At 71.3% G+C, this 19,017-nt stretch carries 19 protein-coding genes and 1 tRNA gene; 6 read left to right on the forward strand and 14 right to left on the reverse strand.

Annotation, left to right across the window (positions count from 1 at the left end; all coding sequences use genetic code 11):
* Positions 1-3: 3 nt before the first annotated feature.
* The 3 genes from AVP41_RS08205 to der are packed head-to-tail and all read left to right on the forward strand — an operon-like array spanning position 4 to position 3,354.
* Positions 4-1,128, forward strand: a complete 1,125-nt coding sequence (locus tag AVP41_RS08205; protein ID WP_067163153.1) for a prephenate dehydrogenase — start codon at positions 4-6, stop codon at positions 1,126-1,128.
* Positions 1,121-1,831 carry a (d)CMP kinase gene (cmk, locus tag AVP41_RS08210; protein ID WP_067163155.1) on the forward strand — a complete coding sequence of 237 codons (711 nt, stop codon included), beginning with the start codon at positions 1,121-1,123 and terminating at the stop codon, positions 1,829-1,831. The genes AVP41_RS08205 and cmk overlap by 8 nt, the downstream gene beginning before the upstream one ends.
* A complete protein-coding gene (gene der / locus AVP41_RS08215; RefSeq protein ID WP_067163156.1) occupies positions 1,828-3,354 on the forward strand; it encodes a ribosome biogenesis GTPase Der in 1,527 nt (508 codons plus the stop codon). The genes cmk and der overlap by 4 nt, the downstream gene beginning before the upstream one ends.
* A 48-nt stretch (positions 3,355-3,402) precedes the next feature.
* On the opposite strand, the gene AVP41_RS08220 is transcribed toward der, so the two are convergent.
* Together AVP41_RS08220 and AVP41_RS08225 are read right to left on the reverse strand one after the other, a co-directional pair.
* Positions 3,403-4,131: an anaerobic ribonucleoside-triphosphate reductase activating protein gene (locus tag AVP41_RS08220; protein ID WP_067163158.1), complete on the reverse strand. Its 729-nt coding sequence runs from the start codon at positions 4,129-4,131 to the stop codon at positions 3,403-3,405.
* The gene (locus tag AVP41_RS08225) at positions 4,104-5,936 is read right to left on the reverse strand and encodes a ribonucleoside triphosphate reductase (RefSeq protein WP_067163160.1); all 1,833 of its coding nucleotides are present in this window, start codon (positions 5,934-5,936) and stop codon (positions 4,104-4,106) included. The genes AVP41_RS08220 and AVP41_RS08225 overlap by 28 nt, the downstream gene beginning before the upstream one ends.
* Positions 5,937-6,139: 203 nt before the next feature.
* Here AVP41_RS08225 and AVP41_RS08230 point away from each other — a divergent pair, with 203 nt between their 5' ends.
* Positions 6,140-7,033, forward strand: coding sequence for an NUDIX domain-containing protein (locus tag AVP41_RS08230; protein ID WP_067163194.1), 894 nt, complete (start codon positions 6,140-6,142; stop codon positions 7,031-7,033).
* Complete coding sequence (locus tag AVP41_RS08235; protein ID WP_231902709.1) at positions 7,012-7,458, forward strand: ribosomal maturation YjgA family protein; 447 nt, start codon at positions 7,012-7,014, stop codon at positions 7,456-7,458. Before AVP41_RS08230 ends, AVP41_RS08235 begins: the two co-directional genes overlap by 22 nt.
* 18 nt (positions 7,459-7,476) lie before the next feature.
* Here AVP41_RS08235 and AVP41_RS08240 read toward each other — a convergent pair whose 3' ends face one another.
* The 3 genes from AVP41_RS08240 to AVP41_RS08250 form a co-directional block, all read right to left on the reverse strand.
* Positions 7,477-7,854: an RNA-binding S4 domain-containing protein gene (locus AVP41_RS08240; RefSeq protein ID WP_067163161.1), complete on the reverse strand. Its 378-nt coding sequence runs from the start codon at positions 7,852-7,854 to the stop codon at positions 7,477-7,479.
* Positions 7,851-8,567, reverse strand: a complete 717-nt coding sequence (locus AVP41_RS08245; RefSeq protein WP_231902710.1) for a lysoplasmalogenase — start codon at positions 8,565-8,567, stop codon at positions 7,851-7,853. The genes AVP41_RS08240 and AVP41_RS08245 overlap by 4 nt, the downstream gene beginning before the upstream one ends.
* Before the next feature lie 99 nt (positions 8,568-8,666).
* Entirely contained in the window at positions 8,667-9,245 is a 579-nt protein-coding gene (locus tag AVP41_RS08250; RefSeq protein ID WP_067163163.1) for a GNAT family N-acetyltransferase, read from the reverse strand.
* Between the two features lie 182 nt (positions 9,246-9,427).
* On the opposite strand from AVP41_RS08250, the gene AVP41_RS08255 reads away from it, so the two are divergent.
* Positions 9,428-9,501, forward strand: a tRNA-Pro gene (locus AVP41_RS08255).
* A 233-nt stretch (positions 9,502-9,734) separates the two neighbouring features.
* Here AVP41_RS08255 and AVP41_RS08260 read toward each other — a convergent pair.
* From AVP41_RS08260 to AVP41_RS08300, 9 genes are read right to left on the reverse strand one after another with little or no spacing between them, the layout of a single operon-like run.
* The gene (locus AVP41_RS08260; protein ID WP_067163165.1) at positions 9,735-10,922 is read right to left on the reverse strand and encodes a tyrosine-type recombinase/integrase; all 1,188 of its coding nucleotides are present in this window, start codon (positions 10,920-10,922) and stop codon (positions 9,735-9,737) included.
* The gene (locus AVP41_RS08265) at positions 10,915-11,130 is read right to left on the reverse strand and encodes a helix-turn-helix domain-containing protein (protein ID WP_067163166.1); all 216 of its coding nucleotides are present in this window, start codon (positions 11,128-11,130) and stop codon (positions 10,915-10,917) included. Before AVP41_RS08265 ends, AVP41_RS08260 begins: the two co-directional genes overlap by 8 nt.
* Entirely contained in the window at positions 11,111-11,734 is a 624-nt protein-coding gene (locus AVP41_RS08270; protein ID WP_157532433.1) for a hypothetical protein, read from the reverse strand. Before AVP41_RS08270 ends, AVP41_RS08265 begins: the two co-directional genes overlap by 20 nt.
* A 14-nt stretch (positions 11,735-11,748) precedes the next feature.
* Positions 11,749-12,225: a single-stranded DNA-binding protein gene (locus AVP41_RS08275; RefSeq protein WP_067163204.1), complete on the reverse strand. Its 477-nt coding sequence runs from the start codon at positions 12,223-12,225 to the stop codon at positions 11,749-11,751.
* A gap of 50 nt (positions 12,226-12,275) precedes the next feature.
* The gene (locus AVP41_RS08280) at positions 12,276-14,072 is read right to left on the reverse strand and encodes a type IV secretory system conjugative DNA transfer family protein (RefSeq protein WP_067163168.1); all 1,797 of its coding nucleotides are present in this window, start codon (positions 14,070-14,072) and stop codon (positions 12,276-12,278) included.
* Positions 14,069-14,599 carry a hypothetical protein gene (locus AVP41_RS08285; protein WP_067163169.1) on the reverse strand — a complete coding sequence of 177 codons (531 nt, stop codon included), beginning with the start codon at positions 14,597-14,599 and terminating at the stop codon, positions 14,069-14,071. Before AVP41_RS08285 ends, AVP41_RS08280 begins: the two co-directional genes overlap by 4 nt.
* On the reverse strand, positions 14,596-16,146 hold the full coding sequence (locus AVP41_RS08290) for an ATP-binding protein (protein ID WP_067163171.1): 1,551 nt from the start codon (positions 16,144-16,146) through the stop codon (positions 14,596-14,598). Before AVP41_RS08290 ends, AVP41_RS08285 begins: the two co-directional genes overlap by 4 nt.
* Entirely contained in the window at positions 16,143-17,300 is a 1,158-nt protein-coding gene (locus AVP41_RS17055) for a hypothetical protein (protein WP_067163173.1), read from the reverse strand. The genes AVP41_RS08290 and AVP41_RS17055 overlap by 4 nt, the downstream gene beginning before the upstream one ends.
* A 51-nt stretch (positions 17,301-17,351) precedes the next feature.
* A complete protein-coding gene (locus AVP41_RS08300; protein ID WP_067163174.1) occupies positions 17,352-18,812 on the reverse strand; it encodes an SCO6880 family protein in 1,461 nt (486 codons plus the stop codon).
* Positions 18,813-19,017: the final 205 nt, after the last annotated feature.

Below are 19,017 nucleotides of genomic sequence, written 5' to 3' on the forward strand. Positions count from 1 at the left end.
GCCGTGACCGACTCGAGCTCCCCTGACGCACGCGCTCGCGCCGCGCGCACGTCGGGGACGGTGCGCATCGTCGGCGCGGGGCTCCTCGGGTCGAGCATCGGTCACGCCCTGCGCCCGCTCGGCGTGGACGTCGTGCTCGCCGACGCGTCGCCCGCACAGCTGCGGCTCGCCGTCGACTACGGGGCCGGGCGCCCTGCACGCGACGACGACGCCCCTGCGCTCATCGTGGTCGCGGTGCCGCCGGACGTCGTGGCCGACGTGGTCGAGCGCGAGCTCGCCGACTACCCCGACGCGGTCGTGACCGACGTCGCGAGCGTCAAGCTCGAGCCGCTCCGCGTGCTGCGCGAGCGCGGCGTGACCCTCACCCGCTACATCGGCTCCCACCCCATGGCGGGGCGGGAGCGCGGCGGTGCGATCTCCGCGCGCGCCGACATCTTCGTGGGGCGGCCGTGGGTCGTCTGCCGCGACGACGACACTCCCGCGCGCGCCCTCGCCCTCGTCGAAGGGCTGGCGCTCGACCTCGGAGCCATGCCGATCGAGATGACCCCCGAAGAGCACGACCGCGGGGTCGCGATCGTCTCGCACGTGCCGCAGCTGGTCGCCTCCCTCCTTGCGGGGCGTTTCGTCGAGGCGCCGGACGAGTCGCTGCGGCTGGCCGGTCAAGGAGTGCGGGACATGACGCGGATCGCCGCCTCGGCGCCGGAGCTCTGGGTCCAGATCCTCGGCGCGAACGCTGAACCGGTCGTCGATGTGCTCGACGCGCTCGCGGGAGACCTGCAGGCCGTCGCCTCGGCGCTGCGCGCGCCGGATGCGGCGGGAGCCCGACGCGCCGTGGCCGAGACGATCCGACGCGGCAACGACGGTGTCGAACGCCTCCCCGGCAAGCACGGACAGAACCGCCGTTTCGAGCAGCTCGTCGTCATGGTCGACGACACCCCGGGCCAGCTCGGACGCCTGTTCGGAGAGCTCGGCGAACTCCACGTGAACGTCGAAGACCTGCGCCTGGAGCACTCTCCGGGCGCCCAGTTCGGCCTCGCCGACATCAGCGTCGACCCGGCCGTGCTGCGGCACGCCGTCGACGGTCTGGAAGCGCGCGGCTGGAAGATTGCGAGCCTCACCAATGACTGATCCTTCCCCCTCCGGCGCCCCGCGCGACGAGGACGTCGTCGCCGTCGCGATCGACGGCCCCGCCGGCTCCGGCAAGTCCAGCGTCTCCAAGGAGCTGGCGCGGCGCCTCGGCTACGGCTACCTCGACACGGGGGCGGCCTATCGCGCACTGGCGTGGCACGTGCTCGAGCACGGCGCCGACACCTCCGACGCGTCGGCCGTCATCGACGCCGCAGGCGACTTCGACTACGCGATCTCCCTCGACCCCGACGACTACTGGGTCACGGTCGGGGGAGTGCCCGTCACCGAGGCGATCCGCGATCCCCGCGTGTCGGGGGCCGTCAGCGGCGTCGCGCGCGTGCCCGTGGTCCGCGAGTCGGTCAACGCGATGTTCCGTGCCCTCGTCGCCGACTCCGACCGCCCCGGCGTGATCGTGGAGGGCCGCGACATCACGACGGTCGTCTTCCCCGACGCTCCCGTCCGCATCCTCCTCACCGCCGCCCCCGAGGTGCGCGCCGCCCGGCGCAGCGCCGAGGTGACCGGCCAGGACTCCGCCGAGGTGGCCGCCGCGCTCCACAAACGCGACGCGGCCGACTCGAAGGTGGTCGACTTCCTCACCGCCGCTCCCGGCGTGACCGTGGTCGACTCCACCGAACTGAACTTCGACCAGACCGTGGCTGCCGTCCTCGACGTCATCCGGGTCGGAACGGGAACCTCCGCATGATCACCTCCGACGACGAGTACGAGGGCGGCCCCGACCACCTCGAAGAGAAGCTCGCGAACCTCGACGAGGAACTTGCCGATCAGCGGGCTGCGGCGCTGCGTGCGTCGCTGTCCGACTACGAGCTCGACGATGACGACGCGGAGCTGCTCGCGGGCTTCACCGCCGGTGGCGAAGTCGTGGAGGTCCTTCCCGCCCTCCCGGTTGTCGCGATCGTGGGGCGGCCCAACGTCGGGAAGTCGGCGCTCGTCAACCGCATCCTCGGCCGGCGTGAGGCGGTCGTGGAGGACACCCCCGGGGTCACCCGCGACCGCGTGACGTACAAGGCGGAGTGGATGGACCGCCGCTTCACCCTCGTCGACACGGGTGGGTGGGAGCCCGACGCCAAGGGCATCGATCGCTCGGTGGCCGCACAGGCCGAGGTCGCGATCGACCTGTCCGACGTCGTCCTGTTCGTCGTCGACGCGATGGTGGGAGCCACCGCGACCGACGAGCAGGTCGTGCGTCTTCTCCGCAAGGCCGACAAGCCGGTGTTCCTCGTCGCGAACAAGATCGACGACGCCCGGCAGGAGCCCGAAGCCGCCGCCCTCTGGAACCTGGGCCTGGGGGAGCCGCACCCTGTGTCGGCGATCCACGGTCGCGGGGTCGCCGACCTCCTCGACGAGGTCATGAAGGTGCTCCCCGAGGTATCGGCGGTCGCCAAGAACGAGCTCGGCGGGCCGCGTCGCGTCGCGATCCTCGGCCGCCCGAACGTCGGCAAGTCGTCGCTTCTCAACAAGGCCGCGGGCGAAGAGCGTGTGGTCGTCAACGAGCTCGCCGGTACCACGCGCGATCCCGTCGACGAGATCGTGGAGCTCGGCGGTCGACTCTGGCGCCTCGTCGACACCGCGGGGATCCGCCGCCGCGTCCACCTGCAGCAGGGCGCCGACTTCTACGCGTCGCTGCGCACCTCGGCTGCGCTGGAGAAGGCGGAGGTCGCCGTCGTCGTGCTCGATGTGTCCGAGCCGCTCAGCGAGCAGGACGTGCGCATCATCGACCTGGTCCTGGAGTCGGGGCGCGCGCTCGTGCTCGCGTTCAACAAGTGGGACCGCCTCAACGACGACGACATGGAGAACGCCGATCGCCGCCGCTACCTGGAGCGCGAGATCGAGCAGGACCTCGCCCACGTCTCCTGGGCTCCGCGGGTGAACATCTCCGCCCGCACCGGTCGGCACCTCGACAAGCTCGTTCCGGCGCTGGAGACCGCGCTGGAGTCGTGGGACCAGCGCATCCCCACCGGCAAGTTCAACGCCTTCCTCGCCGAGCTCGTCGCCGAGCACCCGCACCCGCTCCGTGGCGGCAAGCAGCCGCGCATCCTGTTCGGCACGCAGGCCTCCACGCGGCCGCCGACTTTCGTGCTGTTCACGACCGGATTCCTCGACCCGGGCTATCGCCGGTTCATCCAGCGGCGCCTGCGCGAGATCTTCGGCTTCGAGGGCACGCCCATCGTCACCAACATGCGCGTGCGGGAGCGCCGCCAGCGCTGATCCGGGCGCAACGACGGCGCGCGGCCAGGCCGGGCGTCAGGCTCGGCCTCAGCGGATCTCGAATGACGCGAACCGTTCCGCGGGGAGCCGGTCGAGGTGGAGCGGGCTCGCCTCGGGGGTGACGCGCGGAAGCGGGGTGCGTGTGCCCGGCTCACGGAACCGCTGCACGGCCCAGCATTCCACGCCGGCGTCGGCGAGGCGGCAGCCGAGGTCGATCAGGCCTTCGTCGTCGATCGCGGCGGGATGGACCGTTGTCCGCACCTCGTACTCCAGCGGATGCCGCGTGCCCGAGCGCAGGAGGTTGTGCGCGAGCACGAGCTCCAGCGACCGCCACGCGTGATCGCCGCTCGGTCCGCGTCCGGTGACCTTCGCATAGTCGGCGCGCTCGGCCTTGATGTCCAGGCCCACCCAGTCCACGAACGGCAGCGCCTTCGCCAGCAGCGACGGGTAGGCGCCGCCGGTGTGGAGCCCCACCTTGAACCCCAGGGCGCGCACCACCTGCAGCGCGGGAATCAACCCGCGCTGCATGGTGGGCTCGCCGCCGCTGAACACCACGCCGTCGAGCAGTCCGATCCGGTCGCACAGGAGATCGGTGACGTCGCTCCAGCTGAAGACCGTCTCGCCGCGCGGGTCGATGAGGGCGGGGTTGTGGCAGTAGAAGCAGTCCCACGGACAGCCCTGGAGGAACACGGTGGCCACGAGCATGTCGGGCCAGTCCACCGTCGAGAACGGCGTGATGCCGGCGACCCTCAGATCGTACGGTGCGAGCTCTTCCATCGTTCCTCCTCGACCGATGGCGGCGCTTGGAAGTACCGCCGCTCTTCAGCTTCGCCCTTCTTGCCGATGTTGAAGGAGGCGATCGGCCGGAAGTAACCCATGACGCGCGTCCACACCTCGCACTCGGAGCCGCATGCCGGACACGTGGGGTGCTCGCCGGAGCGGTAACCGTGACGCGGGCAGATCGAGAACGTCGGGGTGATCGTGATGTAGGGGAGGCGGAAGTTCTCCAGCGACCGCCGGACGAACTCGCGGCACGCCGCGGCGGAGGTCATCGCCTCGCCGAGGTAGAGGTGGAGGACCGTCCCGCCGGTGTACTTCTGCTGCAGCGGCTCCTGCATCGCCATCGCGAGGAACGGGTCGGCCGTGTACCCCACGGGCAGCTGCGAGGAGTTGGTGTAGTACGGCTTGTCGTCGGTGCCGGCGTGGCGGATGCCGTCGGCGCCGAAGCGGGCGACGTCTTCCTTCGCGAACCGGTACGTCGTTCCTTCTGCGGGGGTGGCCTCCAGGTTGAACATGTGCCCGGTCGACTCCTGGAACTCCACCATGCGCTCCCGCACGTGATCGAGCAGACGCGTGGCGAGGGCTGTCCCCGCTTCGGTCGTGATGTCGTCGCTGTCGCGGGTGAGGTTCCGGACGTACTCGTTGATGCCGTTGACGCCGATCGTGGAGAAGTGGTTGTCGAGCGTGCCGAGGTAGCGCTGGGTGTAGGGGAAGAGCCCGCCCTCGAGGTGCTCGCCGATCACGGCGCGCTTGGCCACGAGGCTGTCGCGGGCGATCTCCAGCAGCTCGTCGAGCCGCGCCAGGGCGGCGTCCTCGTCGCCGGAGTGCACGAACCCGAGTCGTGCGCAGTTGATCGTGACGACGCCGATCGATCCCGTCTGCTCCGCCGACCCGAACAGGCCGTTGCCGCGCTTGAGGAGCTCGGTGAGGTCCAGCTGCAGCCGGCAGCACATGGAGCGGATCATGTGGGGGTCGAGATCGGAGTTGACGAAGTTCTGGAAGTAGGGGAGCCCGTACTTCGCCGTCATCGCGAACAGGGCCTCGACGTGGGGTCCCTCCCAGTCGAAGTCGCGCGTGATGTTGTAGGTGGGGATGGGGAAGGTGAACGCGCGGCCGTCGGAATCGCCCTCGGTCATCACCTCGATGAAGGCGCGGTTGATGACGCCCATCTCCTCCGCGAGGTCGCCGTAGGTGAAGTCCTGCACCGTGCCGCCGACGAGCGGGCGCTGCGTGGCGAGGTCGTCGGGACACACCCAGTCGAAGGTGAGGTTGGTGAAGGGCGTCTGCGTGCCCCAGCGCGAGGGCACGTTGAGGTTGAAGATGAACTCCTGCATCGCCTGGCGGACGTCGTCGTAGCTGAGGCCGTCGATCCGGACGTAGGGGGCGAGGTAGGTGTCGAAGGAGCTGAACGCCTGCGCCCCGGCCCACTCGTTCTGCAGGGTGCCGAGGAAGTTGACGAGCTGACCCAGGGCGCTGGAGAAATGCTTCGGCGGGCGGGAGGAGATCTTCCCCGTCACCCCGTTGAAGCCCTGTTCCAGCACCATCCGCAGCGACCAGCCGGCGCAGTATCCCGCGAACACGTCGAGGTCGTGGATGTGGAGGTCGCCGTCGCGGTGCGCCTGCCCGGCCTCGGGGGCGTACACCTCGTCGAGCCAGTAGTTGGCGATGAGCTTTCCGGCGGAGTTGAGGATCATGCCGCCGAGCGAGTAGCCCTGGTTCGCGTTGGCGTTGACCCGCCAATCGGCTCGGGACAGGTACTCGTCGATCGTGTCGGCGACGGTGATGGCGTGCGGGGAAGCCATGGATTTCCTCTCTGAGAAGATGAGCAGCGACCGGGGCCGCCGAGGTGGTCTGACCACAATATGTAGTGGTGTCGAGGGAAAGGAAGCGCAGATGTGGCGTGTCGCGATTCTCATCCACGCGGCTCGCTCTCGGTCGGCGGTTCGCGCTGGGCATCGGGCCGGGCATCGCGTCGGGGGAGGGCGGGGTGTGCCAGGCTGGTCGGGTGACGATCGTTCCTCCCGAGCCCGGCGAGCCGCGGCGCCCGCACGGGCCGCGCGACTCGGGCGATGCGTGGGTCGTCGCCGACGACGGCACCCGATACTGGGGGCGCTATGGGGCGGCGGGGCTCCTGGCCCTCGACCCGGAGCGCGGCGTGCTGCTGCAGCACCGGGTGGCGTGGAGTCACCACGGCGACACGTGGGCCCTCCCCGGCGGTGCGCGACACGAGGGGGAGTCGGCGTGCGACGGCGCGCTCCGCGAGTCGGCGGAGGAGGCCGGGGTTCCCGCCGAGGCGGTCTCGGCGAGGCTCATCAGCGTGTTCGATGTCGGCATCTGGACCTACAGCACCGTCGTGGCCGACGTCGTCGTGCCGTTCGAGCCGGTGATCAGCGACCCGGAGAGCCGGGAGCTTGCCTGGGTGCCGATCGACCGGATCGACTCGTATCCGCTGCATCCGGGGTTCGCGGCGTCGTGGCGCACTCTCCGTCCGCTCCTCGACGTGCGACCGGTGGTCGTGGTCGACGCGGCCAATGTGGTCGGGTCGGTGCCCGACGGATGGTGGAAGGACCGCGCCGGTGCCGCGGAACGGCTCATGGAGCGCCTGGCGGCGTGGCGACGGGGCGGGGTGCCGGCGGCAGCGCTGGGGCTCTCGGAGCGCGAGTGGTTTCCCGAGATCGTCGTGGTGCTGGAGGGGGCGGCCCGCGCGGCGGCCGACGTTCCGGGCCTGCGGATCCTGCGCGCGGCCGGGCAGGGCGACGACGCGATCGCCGAGGCGGCGGCGTCGGAGCGGGCGGCAGGATGCGTCGTCACGGTGGTGACGAGCGACCGCGGGCTCGCCGAACGTGTGGCTGGTGTGGCGACGGTCGAGTCGGTGTCGTGGCTGAGGGACCTGCTCTGAACGGGCGGCCTGCGGCGCGCCCGGGCTCGGCGGCGAGACGGGTGTGGGCGGCCGTCGGGATCGTGGTGGTCGTGGCGGCGGGATTGTTCGTGCACACGCAGCTGCCCGACACCGCGGCGACCGACATCGCGGGCGATGCGCTGTACGCGGTCGTGGCGTATCTCGCGGTCGTGTTCATCGCGCCGCGTCTCGCGTCGCGGTGGGCAGGTCTGATCGCCGCGGGATGGTGCGTGGCGGTGGAGCTCTTCCAGCTGACGGGGCTGCCGCTGGCGTGGGGCGCGGCGTTCTCCCCGATCATGCTCGTGCTGGGGACCGTGTTCGACGCGCGGGATCTCGTGATCTACGTCGTGGCGGTGGCCGTGGTCGCGGCGGGGGATCGGCTGCTGCGCGCGCGGCGTCGGCGCAGGCCAGGCGCCACCGACTGAGGGACGCGGCGGCCGGGCTCAGTCTTCGTCGGGGTGGGGCGCGCGGCCGCGGAGGCGGTCGATGTCGCGGCGTTCGCGTTTGGTGGGGCGTCCGGCGCCGCGGTCGCGGACGGCGACCATCGCGACGGGGTCGCGTGGCGGCGTGCGGTCTTCGGCGGCGAGGGCGGCCAGCGGCGCGCCGACGCGTTTGGTGAGGAGCTGGCGCACCACCAGGATGCGGTCGAATCCGGCGATCCGCACGCGGAGTTCGTCGCCGATCCGCACGGGTTGGGAGGCCTTGACCTTCTCGCCGTTGAGTCGCACGTGTCCCGCGCGGCACGCCGTGGTCGCGGCCGACCGGGTCTTGTAGACGCGCACCGCCCAGAGCCACGAGTCGATGCGGACGCTCTCGCTCATCGTGGCGCCCTTCCGATCAGGCGGCAGATGCCGAGCACGAGCAGGCCCTGGCCGAGCGTGTACGCTATCATCACGGCGGGGCCGGTGGCCTCGGCCGAGACGCCGGGGAGAAAGAGCCGGAGGGCGAGCAGGGTGTCGGAGGCGAGGAAGAAGGCGCCGCCGACGGCGGTGAGCGTGCCGCCGAGGGTGGCTGCCACGGCGGTGCCGCCGAGCACCGCGCCGTAGACGATCACCGGTATGAGCAGGGCGCCGAGGTGCGGCCAGAGGACGGCGATCATCACGCCCCACCACGCGGCGTACACCACCGACCACGGGGCTATGGGTCGCGGGCGGAGGTGGCGGAGGAAGAGGGCGATGTAGAGCAGGTGGGCGATGCCGAAGCTCGCGAGCATGGCGGGGAGCTCGTCGGCGAGGAAGGGGAAGAAGAACGCGGCGCCGTCGCCGAGCCATGAGAACGCGAGGGCGAGGAAGAGCAGGGTCGCCGCGGGGAGCGCCGTGGAGCCGGTGGGAAGCCTGCCGCGGACCGCCCAGATCGCGGCGATGCCCAGGGCGGGCATGAGGAGGAGCTTCGTCGGGTATTCGATGGCCGTCAGGTCGAACGCGATCGCCGTGACGTGGATGACCGAGAGCGCCGCGTACAGAATGAACCCCCACCAGCGGGTGGCATCGAGCCGGGACGCGATCCGGGAGCGCGAGTGTGCGGGGGTGGTCACGGCGCTCCTCCGCGGATCGGGTCTCCCTGGGTTTCGGGGCGCAGCGGGGACGTGCGGGCGAAGCGTGGGGGAGACGGGTCGGTGCGACCTATCGTACGGTCAGGCGACGGTGAGCGAGACGATGGGGCGCCCCGGTGACGGGGTCGCGACTTCCCGGAATCCCGCGGAGAGGAAGGTGGAGAGGCTGCCGTGGAACAGAGCGTTCGCGGAGGCCTTCTTGACGGACGTATCGAGCGGGTAGCCCTCGATCACGCGCGCGCCGTTGTCGCGGGCATGGGCGACGGCGGCGTCGAGCAGTTCGGTGCCGAGGCCCGCACGCCGGTGCTCCCGGCGGACGACGAAGCACGTGATCGCCCACACGGAGTCGTCGTCGATCGGCTCCGGTGACTGCTTCAGGCTCCGGGTGTGAGTGAGGCGGGGCTGCGCGGGGCGCGGGGCGACCTTCACCCACCCGGCAGGCTCTCCGTCGATGTATGCGATCAGGGCGGAGGGTGGCTGCGCCTCGAGGTCGGAGCGGAGCAGCTCCCGTTTCTCGTCGACCGTCGTGGCATCCCAGTCCTTGCCACGGAGCATCCACCACTGGCACCAGCACGAGGCGCCGTCGCCCCCACCGGAGAGTGCATGCTCGACGTCGTCGAACCGGTCGGCGCGTGCGGGGCGGATCTCGATCGTCGTCATGTCGCGAACGTACACGCGGCCACCGACACCCGTCAGGCCGGTTCGCGGCGCGCGCGACGACCGGCTAGGATAGGGGAGTTGTCCGCGTGCGGACGATGGACCGGGATGTGGCGCAGCTTGGTAGCGCACTTGACTGGGGGTCAGGTGAGTTCGAGCGGCGGGACTGTCCGAAAACTAAACAACGGGATGTGGCGCAGCTTGGTAGCGCACTTGACTGGGGGTCAAGGGGTCGCAGGTTCAAATCCTGTCATCCCGACAAAAAGCCCTGGTGAGAGGTAACTTTCATCAGGGCTTTGTCGTTTCTGGGCGTGGTCACTGGCTGGTCCACTCGCCTTCTCGGCGTGATCTGCTCCGTGATGAAGTGGACCACTCGCGTTCGGCTCCGACGTTGCCGGAGTGGACCAAAAGGTGCCCGCAAGGTGGACCAATCTGCGGGCATGCGGCTGCTCCGGCCCCCGCGGGAAGGGTCGGAGCGTGGGTTCTGGGTGCTCATAGGCGGGGTCCGTCGCGGCGGCTGGTGTCCTTCCTGGCTGGAGCGGAGAGGAAGTGGTTGGCCTGCCTGGCGGCTTCGGCGAGGTGCCTGTGGTCGGGGTGGAGGTAGCCCTTGGTGGTCTCGATCGACTGGTGCCCGAGGATCTCTTGGAGCACGTGCAGGGCGATGCCGGCGTCGGCCATCCAGGTCGCCCCGGTGTGGCGGAGGCCGTGGCGGGTGAGGTTGCCGAACCCGAGGCTCTTCACGAGGTCGTCCCAGTGGGTCGCGTCGCGGACGGTCGCGGTGGTCAGGACGCCGCCGCGGGGTCCTCGTAGGAGGGGCTCGTCGGGTTGCTTGCCAGTGGTGAGGCGTTCGAGAACGGGTTCGAGTGCGTCGAGCATCGGCACGGGGCGGTCTCGCCGGCCCTTGGTCTGCTTGATGACGAGGCCCCCTCGGCCGGGGTAGTGCTGGCGTCTGATCCACACGATCCGGTTGTCCCAGTCCACGTCCCCGGCGCGCAACCCTGCGACCTCGGAGCCACGCGCGGCCAAGAGAGCGGCGAGCATGACGTGATCGGAGTACGACTGGTGCACCTCCCCGCAGGCGTCGGCGAGCTTCCGCAGGGTGGCGAGGTCCGGGAGCGCGTACTGGCGCAGCGCCCCGGTGGTGTGGGTGACGTGCTTGCCGAGGTTGCGGCGGGCGCGGTGTTTGGCGGGGTTGATCGAGATGATGTCGTCGCGGACGGCTTCGTCCAGGACGCGCACGAGCGGGGCGATGGAGTTCTTGATCGTGGAGGCGGAGTGCTCGGCCTCCCAGCCGTCGATGGTGCGGTCGATCATCCCCGCGGTGATTTTCGCGACCCGCACGTGTCCAAGCGCGGGCAGCACCCGCAGCCGGAGCCCGGTGTCGTAGAGCTCTGCGGTGGAGGTGGGGTCCAGGCCGCGCTGCCAGCGGTCGCCGATGGAGGCGGCGTACTCGGTCAGGGTGACGGTGGAGTCGGTGCCGGTCTCGGTGGCCTTGCGCATCTGGTCGAAGAACTCCTCGACCTCCTCCATCGTGCGGACGTGGCTGACCCGGCCGACGCGCTTCTTCGTGGATGGGTCGGTCCACCGCACTCGGGCACGGAATCCCTCGGTGCGGCGTTCGACGTCGGTGGTCAGTCCGACGCCGACCGGCGGCATCCGGCGGTTGCGGGGGTCAGCCATGAGCGGCCTCCTGCTCGCTCACCCAGGCACGGACGGTGACGGGGTTGTACCGGTAGACGCCGCCGACCTGCACGAACGGCGGACCGACCCTCTCCCGCCGCCACCGGGACAGCGTGGCCTGCGAGACGGTCAGAAACTCGGATGCCTCCTTGGGGCACCACAGCGGCTCGACCGCGCCGATACCGCGATCACTGGGCGGGCTCGTCATTGTCATGCACCTCGCCGGTGGCCGGATCGGCGCCGAGGCTCGCGTAGAAGGCGTCCTCAGCCGCCTGACGGCGGGCGACGTCGGCCTTCACGAACGCTTTGAAGTCTGCAGCCCGGTCCGGGATCAGCACGTCTTCGATCGCCTCGGTAAGCGCCTCACCTGGCCACGCGGTCTGTCGAGTGGGTCGGTCGCGGTCTAGGCGGGTGCCGCAGGCAGCCACCCAATCGCGGAGCCGCTGGCGAGCGTCGGCGAAGTCTCGGTGCCAGCCCAGAGGTGCCGAGCCGTTCTGCTCGGGGTCGTAGGCGCACAGCCAGTGCAGATGCAGCGCCGACAGCTCCCACACCAGCTCGGGGTGGCGATGCCAGAACGGCGGGATCACGGCCACGCCGAGCCCGTAGGTGTGCCGCAGCCAGGTCACCCACTTGTCGAGCTCGACCCATTCGCCTTCGGTTTCCTCGGCAGTGAGGAGGTTCCAGTTGACCGGGTGCGGTGGCTCCGCGAGCAGGTTTTCGTCCGCGTCCTGCTGTTCGTCGGTGTCGGTTTTGTCTCCCAGCGGGGAGGGCTCGGGCTCGTCCGGCTCGGGAATCGCAGGGGCCTCGGTCACGATCGTCTCCTGGCTCACAGTCCGAACGTGGGCGTGGAGGACGGGGACGTGCGGCGAGGCTCATCGTGGCTCGCGGTTGCCCGAGACGCGGCCGGAACCGGAACCTCCCGCTCCGCGGCGGCTCGGGCGGCGCGGGGACTGCGGTCGACGTCGTAGCTGGTGCGGGCGGTATCGTGGCCGATCTTCTTGGCGACGAACTCCTCACCCTGGACGGTATGCCCGTCGCGCTCGTACTCGAACGGGTGCGTGTAACCCTCGGCGACGAAGCTGTCGCCCTTGACGAACCGCTCATGCGCACGCTCGGCGGTAGCCCGGTAGGCCACGAGGTCGTGGAACGTGGTCTCCAGCTCGGTGAACGATCCGTCGCTGTTGCGCCGGTAGTGCTCCTGCCCGACCCGGGCGTACAACCTCGCCTCGCCCGTGCTCGTGCGACTGAGCTGCGGGTCCGAGGCGACGAACCCCGAGAACGACTCCTGCGTGCGGATCACCATGACCACTGCCTTCCTTCACATCCGCAGCCTTCACCACGAGGCCGCTCTTGTCAGTCAGGTGCGTCAGCGCTCTCCTGCGGACGCCGCTTCAACATCGCCTCGATCCCGGCCCTGTCGGCGCGCAGCTCGGTGGCGTCGGGCCGGTTCGTCCAGGCGCGCATTCTCGTGACGATGGGAGGCGCGGCGCGCAGCAGGACGAGGGCGGTGCCGAACGGGAGGGTGCGGATCGCGTCGGGCGGCATGATCGGCACCCGTCGGATGGAGCGCTGCGCGGAGCGTGAGCCGTGGTCTCCGACCGTGGTGGAGTCGGTCACCTCGTCGCGCTCGCCGATCAGCGTGGTGAGGTCGTGCAGGTCGCGGCTGTTTGAGGCGCCGCCGAGGATGATCTTGACGATGCTCGCGTCCCAGATCGCTCCGGCCGCGTTTTCCGACCACTTCTCGCGGGCCTGGGCGAGCGACTGCAAGACGGGCATCGTCGTGATCCCAGTGCCGCCGCCCTCGGCCATGAGTGTCGGCAGCGACGGCAGGGGTGCCAGGTTGCCGACCTCATCGAGCGCCAGCAAGACAGGCGGGTCGAGTCTCGCGCCGGGGCTGACCGCGGCGATGCGCCGGGCAGCCTCCACGACGTCTTCCACGAACGCGGCGACCAGGGCCGCGCTGTTGTTCGCGCCAGCTCCGGTAGCCAGGAGGTAGAGGGTGCCGCGGGCTCGGAGGAACGCTTCGGGGTCGAAGTCCTCGCCCTCCCTCGGGCTCACGGCATCGAGCACGCGAGGGTCTGCGAGGGCCGCGAGGGCGAGGGACACACCCTGCCAGATCGAGTCGCGGGTGCGGGGATCGGAGTCGATCATCGCCTGCAACGACTCCGCCCACCCGGTCGCTGCCCGTGGGTTGGCGGTGAGGATCGCCACCGCGTCGGCGGCGGCGGACGGGTCGAGGGTCCAGCGGAACAGCTCGCCGGGTCCGCGGTGGTCGAGCGCGGCGGCGTGGAGCAGGGCCTGGAGCGCGCTGCGGGTCTTGCCCTCCCAGAACCCGCCGCCCTCGACCCCGCCGGCGGACAGGCCGGTGCCAGCCGCAAGGCCGGTGGCACGGATCATCGCTGTCAGCGGGTCATCGCATCCCCGGATCGGCGACCAGCGCATCCCGGCGGGCACCCCTTCGGCCAGGTGCTGCGGGTCGAAGACGGCAACAGGGCCCATCGTCTGCCGCGCACGCAGGGTCGCGGTCAGGTTGTCGGGTCGGGTGCTCGTCGTGATGACGGCACCGGCGGCATCCAGGATGGTGTTGATGACGATGTGGGCTCCCTTGCCGGAGCGGGGTGGGCCGATGAGGAGGATGGAGTCTTCCACTGAGGCCCAGACCCCGCTGCCGCGGGCGGCGCCGATCCGGTAGCCGACCTCCTCGGGCCGGGGCTTGTCGAGGGAAGGTCGCAGGTGGGTCGCGCGGCGCAGCAGCGCCTTCGCCGAGGCCGCCCTGGCGACCTCGGCACGAGTGGCGATCCCGGCGATGCGATAGGGGTCGGTCCTGGCCTGCCGGCCGTGTTCGCGGGCGAGCCGCCAGACCCACCAGCCCAGCGCCCCGACCGCGAGGATGAGGACGGCGGCGGTGATCCAGTACGCCACCGCGTTCAGTCCCGGCGCGTCGAGCGGCACCGCCGGGTCGAGCGGGTCGAGGAGAACCCCCAACCCTGCCTCGACGCCGCCGGCGGGCTGATCCGCGCCGCTGATCCAGGCGGCGACGGAGCCCGCCCCGCGCAGGATCGCGGCGAGTGCCGCGGCGGCGACCAGCAGGCCGATGCCGAGGTTGGTCAGCTCGTCCCCGAGGGAGCCGGCCGGTCGCGGGGTGCTCATTCGGGGTGGCCGATCGTCACGGCGCCGGAGACGCGGCCGAGCAGGATGACCTCGCGGGTCGGGCTCGCCGCGAGCTGGGCGGCCTCGATCAGGCCGCGCATCGTGCCGTCCGGCGCGGCGTCGCCGTGGGCGATGACCACGGCGATCGCCACGTCCTCACCGGGCACGAACCCGTCCCCGTATAGCACCGGGAGCGGCGCCGGCGCGGCAGGTCTCCCGGGCGGTTCGGGCACGGCTCGGCGGCGGGAGGGCGTGATGATGTCGGTGAACACGGTCCCGTCCGCCTCGCGGACCTCGACGCGCACCGGGGATCGGCGCTGGTCGGTGAGCCGGTCGAGGACGGCGGCGAACGAGTCGCGGCGCCAGGGCGGTGCGAACGGTTCCGGCAGGTGCGGTGCCCCGTCGACGGTGACGGTCATCGTGCCGTCGCCGGCGACCTGCATGACGACGTGCGGCAAGACGATGGGAACCTCTGGCTCCTCGGCAGCGTGCTCGCCGGCGGCGCGCTTGTAGCGGGGCCGGCTCATCGGCTCTCTCCCGGAGTCTTCGAGATTCGTGAACCCGCGTCAGGATTCGTGAACTCCCGGGTTTCGCCGGTCATCCGGGCGGTCGTGTCGAAGGCCGCGAGCTCGGCGGGGTGAAACTGGTGCTGCACGACGAAGCTGCGGTCCTTGATCCGCCACAGACCCTGCCCGGTCCCGAGGGATGGAAGCAGCTTCTGCTCGGTGCCGGTCAGCCCGAGCGCGGCGGCGGTCGTGCCGAGCTGGTCGGGCTCTTGGCGGTAGACGATCCGCACCTCGGCGTTGGCGAGCAGCGAGGACGCGAGCGCGCGCATCGCGGTCCCGGCGTCGCCCACGTTGTCGAGGTCGGAGAGCTTGTGGAACACGAGCATGTTGCTGATCCCGTAGTGCCTCGCCAGCCTCCACTGGGCGTCCATCCGCCGCAGGAGGCTCGGGTACTGCATGAGCCGCCACGCCTCGTCGTAGACGACGAATCGCTGTCCGCCGTTCGGGTCGGACAGGGCCGACTCCATCCAGGCCGAAGAACAGGTCATCAGCACAGAGATGAGCGTCGAGTTCTCCGCGACCCGCGACAGGTCCAGCGACACCATCGGCAGGCTCGGATCGAACCGCACCGTCGAGGGGCCATCGAACAGGCCCTGCAAGTCGCCGGCGACCAGGCGGCGCAGGGCGTGCCCGACGAGACGGCCGTCCTCCGCGAGCCGCCGGTCCTCGTCGTCGGCGGGGTTCGGGGCAAGAATCCGTTCCACCACCATCGGAAGGATCGGCACCTCCGCGCTGCGCACCGCGTCCGCCAGGGCGAGGTCGATGGCGGTGTGCTCCAGTGGGGAAAGGGTGCGGTCCAGCACGGTCTCCGCGAGCGCGCCGATCAGGTCACGGCGGCGGGCGGCGACCTGAGAGGCCCACTCGGCGTCGCTGACGGTGGAGGGACGGTGGCCCTCATCGAGCGGGTTCAGCCGGTTCCGCAGCCCGTGGCCGAGGACGATGGCCCGCCCGCCGACCGCCTCGGCGACAGGCGTGTGCTCCCCTTTCGGATCGCCGGGGACGTAGACGCGCCGCCCGAACGGCAGCGACCGCGTATAGAGACTCTTGGCGAGCGACGACTTGCCGCTGCCCACGATGCCCGCGAGCACGATGTTCGGGGCGGTGATGACGCCGCGCCGGTAGAGCTCCCATGGGTCGAACACGAACGATCCGCCGCTGTAGAGGTCCTGACCGATGAACACCCCCGAGGAGCCGAGACCCGCCTCGGCGAGGAAGGGGTACTGTCCGGCGAGCGTCGCGCTCGTGTCTTGGTGGCGCGGGAGCCGGAACCGGCCCGGCGTCCGCAGCGCCGCCGGCCCCGCCTCCCCGGCGGCGGGCAGGTAGACCGTCGCGTGCTGCTCGGCCTGCTCGGCCTCCCACTTGGCCTTTGCCTCGGCCTTGCGGGCGGTCCGTGCGTCGGTCTCGACCTGCGCGGCCGCGAGCCGGCGGGCCTTGCGGTGCTTGCGGCGCTCCCCGTTTGGGCCGACCAGGACGCTCGTGTGCAGCCGGCCCTCCTCCTGCCCGGTCACAGCGCGAGCCCCCGACTCGGTGTCGAGGACGCCTGCGGGCGGGCGAACCAGTCCGTGTCCCCGCCCGCGCGGTCCTGCCGTCCGTTCGGGCGCTCGGTCGCCAGGTTCTTCGCCGCTGCGAGTTCGGTGTCGGTGAGCACGGGGTCGACGTCGTATTCGCGCAGGAGGGAGACGTGTCCCATGAACGGGTTGTAGGTCAGCGTGTAGACCTCGCTCGTCGCGGTGCTGTCGAGCTTCCCGGCCGGCGGCGTGTCGTAGACGTACCCGTTCTCGAGCGCGGACTGCGTGGTCTCCTCGCCGAAGTCGAACCCGGCCAGGTGGTCGATCGCCGCATCGGTGCCTTCGCGCCGGATGAGGTCCAGCACCTCGTCGGCCTCGGAGCCGTCCAGGAATACGACGCTGATCCACCGCGGCGCGGGCTTCGAGTGAGGCGCCTGCTCTGTGTCGAGTGCGGCCGGGTCGAGCTCGGCAAACACGGTCAGGTCGGTGTAGCTGCGCAGCGCGGCGTCGGCGGCCCACTGCGGGAACAGGCCCTGGTTCTCGGGATGCATGCCGGGGTTGTCGAGCGCGTATTGCCGGGCTTCGCCGGCGGCGCTGAGGTAGACGGCGAGCTCGCGCAGAGCCCGGCCGGGATCGACCGGTGCTCCGGCGCCGGTGAACAGGTCCCGGCCCTCGACGCTCTCGCCGCTGGCGGAGTCCTCGACGCGGTAGGCGTAGCGCTGGTGCTCGCCCATCGGCTCGTCCGGCCACACCGTCAGCGTCAGCGTCCCGACGTGCGCGGTCGTGCGCGCCGGTTCGCTGGCCGTGGGCGCCCGCCAGGCGATGCGACCGGAGTGCTGGGCGGCAGCGTCGAGCCGCCACTCCACCGTGTTCAGCAGCGTGCCGGCCTGGTGCAGCTCGTCCGCCGCGGCGAGCGCGGAGGTTGCGCCGGCCGTCTGGTCTCCGGCGTCGTCGTGGGCGAGGACGCGGTTGTCGATGTGCGCGTCGGCGAGCTGGTTGAGCACCTGCCGCAGCGACCGGACGCCGGCGAGCAGGTCACCGATCACGGGGTAGGTCGCGGCGGGCTCGGGCATCGCGCGGGTTGCGTGGGCTAGGCCGCGCAGCGCGGCGGACGCCTCGGCGGCGTCGGCTTGCGGGTCATCGAAGGTCGGCATGATCGGACTCCTTGCGTTCGGTTCGTGAGGTCGGTGTGCGGGTGCGCCCGGTCAGACCGACCGGCACAGCGGCAGCGCGGCGGCGGTGAACGCGACGGCCTGCTGGCCGACAAGCCGCCGCGTCTCGCACGAGGCTTGGATGGCGGCCTGCTCGACGGCGGCCACAGCGGCGTCGAGGTCGTCGATGGTCGGCGCAGAGACGGAGATGAGGCCGGTGATGCGCAGCACGCCGTGTCCGGCGGTCAGGTCTGCCTCCTGCTGGAGTACGTCGTCGAGCTCGGCGGAGGCGGCGGTGTCCTCGACTTGGCCGATCTTGCGCCGCTGGGCGGCGTCCGAGATGAGCTCTGTCTTCTTCTTCCGCAGGTCCCTGGCTGCCTGGTCCGCCCTGACCGGGGTGTAGTGCAGGGCGAGGGTGCGCAGGATTCCGTTGGAGAGCACGAGCGGTGTCAGGAAGCCGGGGTAGACCGCGGAACGGGGCCATTCGGTGATCCACAGCACCGCGTGGAAGGCGGAGTCGGACCGCAGCCGGTCCCAGGTCTCGGTGACCGCGACGGGGCCGGCGGTGGCGAGGTCGCGGCCGAGCGCCCCGTGGCGTTCCAGTGCGGGGGCCGCGGCCGGGTCGTAGGCCGAGCGGAGGATGACGGCGACCTCGCCCGGCGTGAGCCATCCCGTGCTGGTGAGCTCTGCGGCGCGCAGTGCGGTGGCGAGTGCGCTCATCTCCTGGCGCAGCACCGCGGCGGCGCCGCGCATCCCGCCGCCGGCGGTGCGGACCTGCCGGGCGGCGGCCTTCATGTCCAAGGCGAGGCTGATCGTCGTCGCGTGCCGCTCCCCGGCGGGACCGGCCCGCTCGATCAACTCCGCATACGTGGTCGCAGCCCACGAGCCCTCGTCAGTGCCGTGCTGGCGCCACCACTCCGTCAGGCCCGTGCCGCTATCGGGCAGGGTCCGCTCGGAGACCTGAATCCGGGCGATGCGCCCGGAGCGGCACGCGGCGGCGAGAACGCGGCCCCAGCCGGAGACGCGGCGCTGCTGCTCACCGGGGTCGAGGAGCACGAACGCGGGATGGCTCACGCCGAGGATCGCGGTGAGGGTCTGGGCGTGCGGGTCGTGGATCAGCGCCGCGCCGGTCTCGGGGTCCTCCCACTCCCGCAGCGGCGCAGCGTCGCCGGGAAGGGCGAGGGTGCCTGCGGGGCGCGGCTTGATGACGCGGCGGCGGTAGATGAGCTGGCCGAGGTAGGTGCGGAACGTCCAGCGGGCGACGATGGGCACCCACTCGATGAGCTTGCGGCCGCCAGCCGGGATGACCGCGAGCAGGGTCGCGATACCCCAGACCGGGGAGGTCCAGGCCAGGCCCATGCCGCCGCCGGTGTAGAGGCCGGCGACGACGGTGAGCACCGCGACGGCCAGGATGACGAGCTGCGGCAGCGAGAGGCCGAGCATGACCCCGCGCTTGGTGAGGCGGGAGAACTGCACCGTGGCGAGCGGGTAGTCGCCCTGCGTGGTGGAGGCCATCGGACTACTCCTTCCCTGTCGGCTTCGCGGACGGCGGCGGCGGGTCCTGCCGCCTCGTCGCCCCGCCGGACGTCGCCGGCGGGGGCGACGACGTGGGCGGTGCCGAGGTCGGGCGGCCCGAAGGCGTGCCCTGCGAGGGCGGAACGGGCGGCGGGGACACCTGCTCGGAAGCGGCTCCGGCGTGGCCCTCGGCCGCGCCGCCGAC

The sequence above is a fragment of the Microbacterium sp. TNHR37B genome, from assembly GCF_001620065.1.
GTDB lineage: Bacteria > Actinomycetota > Actinomycetes > Actinomycetales > Microbacteriaceae > Microbacterium.

Excerpts from the sequence above, each read along its gene's own strand:
- cmk (WP_067163155.1), top strand. The coding sequence starts at position 1,121 with ATGACTGATCCTTCCCCCTCCGGCGCCCCGCGCGACGAGGACGTCGTC.
- der (WP_067163156.1), top strand. The coding sequence starts at position 1,828 with ATGATCACCTCCGACGACGAGTACGAGGGCGGCCCCGACCACCTCGAA.
- AVP41_RS08220 (WP_067163158.1), bottom strand. The coding sequence starts at position 4,131 with ATGGAAGAGCTCGCACCGTACGATCTGAGGGTCGCCGGCATCACGCCG.
- AVP41_RS08225 (WP_067163160.1), bottom strand. The coding sequence starts at position 5,936 with ATGGCTTCCCCGCACGCCATCACCGTCGCCGACACGATCGACGAGTAC.
- AVP41_RS08240 (WP_067163161.1), bottom strand. The coding sequence starts at position 7,854 with ATGAGCGAGAGCGTCCGCATCGACTCGTGGCTCTGGGCGGTGCGCGTC.
- AVP41_RS08250 (WP_067163163.1), bottom strand. The coding sequence starts at position 9,245 with ATGACGACGATCGAGATCCGCCCCGCACGCGCCGACCGGTTCGACGAC.
- AVP41_RS08260 (WP_067163165.1), bottom strand. The coding sequence starts at position 10,922 with ATGGCTGACCCCCGCAACCGCCGGATGCCGCCGGTCGGCGTCGGACTG.
- AVP41_RS08265 (WP_067163166.1), bottom strand. The coding sequence starts at position 11,130 with ATGACGAGCCCGCCCAGTGATCGCGGTATCGGCGCGGTCGAGCCGCTG.
- AVP41_RS08275 (WP_067163204.1), bottom strand. The coding sequence starts at position 12,225 with ATGGTGATCCGCACGCAGGAGTCGTTCTCGGGGTTCGTCGCCTCGGAC.
- AVP41_RS08280 (WP_067163168.1), bottom strand. The coding sequence starts at position 14,072 with ATGAGCACCCCGCGACCGGCCGGCTCCCTCGGGGACGAGCTGACCAAC.
- AVP41_RS08285 (WP_067163169.1), bottom strand. The coding sequence starts at position 14,599 with ATGAGCCGGCCCCGCTACAAGCGCGCCGCCGGCGAGCACGCTGCCGAG.
- AVP41_RS17055 (WP_067163173.1), bottom strand. The coding sequence starts at position 17,300 with ATGCCGACCTTCGATGACCCGCAAGCCGACGCCGCCGAGGCGTCCGCC.
- AVP41_RS08300 (WP_067163174.1), bottom strand. The coding sequence starts at position 18,812 with ATGGCCTCCACCACGCAGGGCGACTACCCGCTCGCCACGGTGCAGTTC.